This is a genomic window from Methylomonas sp. LWB, from assembly GCF_001856095.1.
Classification (GTDB): domain Bacteria; phylum Pseudomonadota; class Gammaproteobacteria; order Methylococcales; family Methylomonadaceae; genus Methylomonas; species Methylomonas koyamae_A.
Genome location: NZ_MKMC01000055.1, coordinates 1 through 3,535, shown reverse-complemented (window position 1 = coordinate 3,535; position 3,535 = coordinate 1). Strand labels below are relative to the sequence as shown.

Genomic DNA, 3,535 nt, shown 5'->3' with positions numbered 1-3,535 from the left:
GGGCCAGCTCGGTTTGCAAGGCTTCGATGACCAGCACTTGGCCGGGATAATCTTGCAGCTTGCCGGCCAAGGCCTGCTGAGTCAGACACCAGCCGGCACCGGCATTGGCGATCATGTAATCCAAGCGTTCCTGCGGATAGTCGGGGTCCAACGGCACATAAGCCGCACCGGCCTTGACGATCGCATGCAGGCTGACCACCAACTCCAGGCAGCGCTCCATACACACCGCCACCAAGCTTTCGGTGCCGACGCCTTGCGAGATTAGATAATGCGCCAATTGGTTGCTGCGCCGTTCCAGTTCGTCGTAGGTCAATTGGCGTTGTTCGAACACCAACGCCACCGCCGCCGGCGTCCGTTGCGCCTGACGGCTCAACAACTCCGGGATCAAGGCATCCGGATACGGGTAGTCGGTGGCGTTCCAGTCCTCCACAACCTGCGTCAGTTGCGCTTGAGTCAACAGCGGTATGCGCGCCAACGGCAAACGCGGGTTCTCGGCCAATTTTTCCAACGCATTAGCCAGCGCCGACAGCAAGGCCGTGATACTGGCTTGCTCGAACAAATCGCTGCTGTATTCCATCGCCAGCGACCAATGCTCGTCCTCTTCGGTCACGTAAAGGCTCAAATCGCATTTCGCCGTGGTGCTGGGCAAAACCATAGGCTGGACGTCCAAATCCGGCAACGAAAAAGCCTGCTGCCCTTGGCTTTGATACACGAACATCACCTGGAATAACGGCGAAACCGCCAAATTCCGCTCCGGCTGTAAGGCGTCGACCAAACCTTCGAAGGGATAATATTGATATTCGTAAGCCGATAACGCGGTCGCCTTGACCTGATCCAGCAATTGTTCGAAAGACTGCTGACCGTCGAGCTTGATCCTCATCAACAAGGTATTGACGAATAAACCGACCACATCCTGCACGTCCTGTCGATCCCGGTTCGCCACCGGCGTGCCGATCATGAAATCCGACTGCCCGCTATAGCGGTATAAGACTGCCGCAAATGCCGCCAGCAGCAACATGAAGTCGGTTGCCCCCTGCTGTTGCGCTTGCGCGTGCAACGCGGCCCGAATGGACGCCGGAATCGCGTGAAATTGCATCGCGCCGCGGAAAGTTGGCAGCAGCGGCCGGCTGTGGTCGTAATTCAATGCCAAGGTCGTCGGCGCATCGCCTAAAGCCGTCAACCAATAATCCTTAGCCGCCTTAAACCAACCTTGTTCGGCCAGCATCCTTTGCCAACGGCAGTAATCGCCGTATTGCACCGGCAAATCCGGCAATTCGGCGGCGGCGCCCGTCAGGCATTGGCGATACAAAAGCGATACGTCGTGCAGCAAGACCTTAACCGACCAACCGTCGGCCACGATATGGTGCATGACCAGCAACAGCAAATGGTGCCGAGGGGCGATTTCCAATAAACATGCCTTGAATACTTGCCCGGTGGCCGGTTCCAAGCCGCTATTGGCCTCCTGGCGGAGGATAGATTCGAGCCCTTGGACGGCAACCACCGGTGCGCTATAGCAAGCCAATACCGGAACGCCGTGTTCCAGAACTTGTTGACGCAAACCGAGCCCTTCGCCGAAAACCTTGCTGCGCAAGGCCTGATGCCTATTCACCAAGGCTTGCAAGGCACCTTGTAAGGCCTCGCGGTTTAAGTCCCCATAGACATGAAAAGCCAGCGGAATATGGTAAACGCCACCGGCATTTTCCAGACTATTGACGAACCATAAGCGTTCTTGCGAGAACGATAAGGGCGCATCCGCCCGGTCTTGCGGCGAAATCGCCGGCCAAGCCAGCCGCTGCCGATCGCCGTCCAGCAAAAGCTCGCCTAAGCCTTGAATGCTGGCGTGGTTGAAAACATCTTCTATGCTGAGTTTGGTGTGAAAAACCGCCGCCAATTTGGCGATCAAGCGTAGCGCCAGCAGCGAATGGCCGCCGACATGAAAAAAATTGCTGTGAATGCCGAACTCGCGGTGTTGCAATAATTGCTGCCAAATATCGGCTATTTGCCGTTGCAAGTCGTTTTCCGGGGCGCTAAGGTCTTCATCCTGACTTACTACGTCCATAGCCGGCAAGGCCTTGCGATCGACTTTGCCGTTAGCCGATAAAGGCAGCTCGGGCAGCACCATAAATGCAGCCGGCAGCATGTAATCGGGCAAAAAGCCCTGCATGAATTCGCGGATCGGCTTAATCAAGGCCGGCGTATTCTCGACGCCGTCCCGCAAGGTCAGATAGGCCAGCAAGGCTTTTTCGCCGCGAAACGATTTAGCCGTCAATACGCAGTTTTGCACGGCCGGATGTTGTTTTAAGACCGCTTCGATTTCGCCCAATTCGATCCGAAAGCCTCTGAGCTTGATTTGACCATCTTCGCGGCCTTGGTATTCGATGACGCCGTCGGCCCGGTAGCGGCATATGTCGCCGGTCCGGTACAGCCTTTCGCCTTGACCGAACGGATTGGGTACGAAGCGTTCCGCGGTCAGCTGCGGCTTTTGCTGGTAGCCGCGCGCTAAGCCGATGCCGGCGATATACAGTTCGCCGGACACGCCGATCGGCACCGGCTGCAGTTGGCCGTCGAGGATGTATAAACGTAGGTTGTCGATGGGCCTGCCGATCGCGACGATGGGGCTGGCGGTGTCGGCTGCGTCGCAAGGCCATTCGCTGACGTCGATCGCCGCTTCGGTCGGGCCGTAGAGATTGTAGAGACGCGCCGATGTCAATTTGCCGTAAACCTGTTGTTGCAGGCTCAACGGTAAGGCTTCGCCGCTGCAGATGATGCGCCTTAAGCTGCCGCAGTGTGCCGCTTCGGGGTCGTCGATGAAGGCTTGCAGCATGGACGGCACGAAGTGCAGGGTGTCGATGTGCTGGGCCTCGATCAGTTTGGCCAGGTAATCGCTGTCTTTATGTCCGCCCGGTTTGGCGATGACCAAACGGGCGCCGGCGATCAACGGCCAGAAAAATTCCCAGACCGAGACGTCGAAGCTGTACGGGGTTTTTTGCAAGACGCTGTTTTGCCCGCTCAATGCGTAACGGCGCTGCATCCAGTTGAGCCGGTTGGCCAGCGCTTGATGGTGGTTGGCGACGCCTTTCGGTTGGCCGGTGGAGCCCGAGGTGTAAATCAGGTAGGCGAGCTGTTGCGGATGGCATTCAAGGGCCGGCGCGCCGGCCGATTGCCGGGCCAGCTCGGTTTGCAAGGCTTCGATGACCAGCACTTGGCCGGGATAATCTTGCAGCTTGCCGGCCAAGGCCTGCTGAGTCAGACACCAGCCGGCACCGGCATTGGCGATCATGTAATCCAAGCGTTCCTGCGGATAGTCGGGGTCCAACGGCACATAAGCCGCACCGGCCTTGACGATCGCATGCAGGCTGACCACCAACTCCAGGCAGCGCTCCATACACACCGCCACCAAGCTTTCGGTGCCGACGCCTTGCGAGATTAGATAATGCGCCAATTGGTTGCTGCGCCGTTCCAGTTCGTCGTAGGTCAATTGGCGTTGTTCGAACACCAACGCCACCGCCGCCGGCGTCCGTTGCGCCTGACGGCT

At 58.0% G+C, this 3,535-nt stretch carries 1 protein-coding gene; it reads right to left on the bottom strand.

Annotation, left to right across the window (positions count from 1 at the left end; translation table 11 throughout):
- On the bottom strand, window positions 1-3,535 hold a 3,535-nt coding region (locus BJL95_RS18190; protein ID WP_139306326.1), incomplete at both ends, for a non-ribosomal peptide synthetase.